The sequence below is a fragment of the Streptomyces sp. P9(2023) genome (assembly GCF_032436795.1).
GTDB lineage: Bacteria > Actinomycetota > Actinomycetes > Streptomycetales > Streptomycetaceae > Streptomyces.
The window spans coordinates 1-387 of record NZ_JAUPWM010000199.1; the positions used below are offsets into that span (position 1 = coordinate 1).

Here is a 387-nt window from a genome sequence, read left to right on the forward strand (position 1 = left end):
CTTGCTTATGCCTGAGACGTCGCTTGAAGAAGCTAACAGTGCTTTAGAGCGCTTACGGTTGGCTATCGAGGCGCATCCATGGCAGCCGGTTCCCGTTACTGCCAGCGTCGGTGTGACGGGTTATCTGGAAGGAGATACTCGGGAGAGCTTGATGACGCGTGCCGACCGCGCCCTCTACACAGCCAAACACTTGGGACGTAACCATGTCGCCAAGGGCTGACAGTATGATGATGAGATATTCCTCTATCGTTTGGTCAATCACTCTAGTGATAGCACACCCGATCAACTATTAGAACCGCCGTCCTGGGTTCGACGCCCCATGCCTCAATACCCCATCATGCTCGGCAGCCAGGTCGCCAGTCCAGGTACGGCGATCAACAGCAGGAT

The 387-nt window shown here is 55.3% G+C and carries 1 protein-coding gene; it reads left to right on the top strand.

Going from position 1 to position 387, the window contains the following annotated elements:
• On the top strand, positions 1 to 220 hold a 220-nt coding region (locus Q5762_RS37330), incomplete at its 5' end, for a diguanylate cyclase (protein ID WP_315896755.1).
• Positions 221 to 387: the final 167 nt, after the last annotated feature.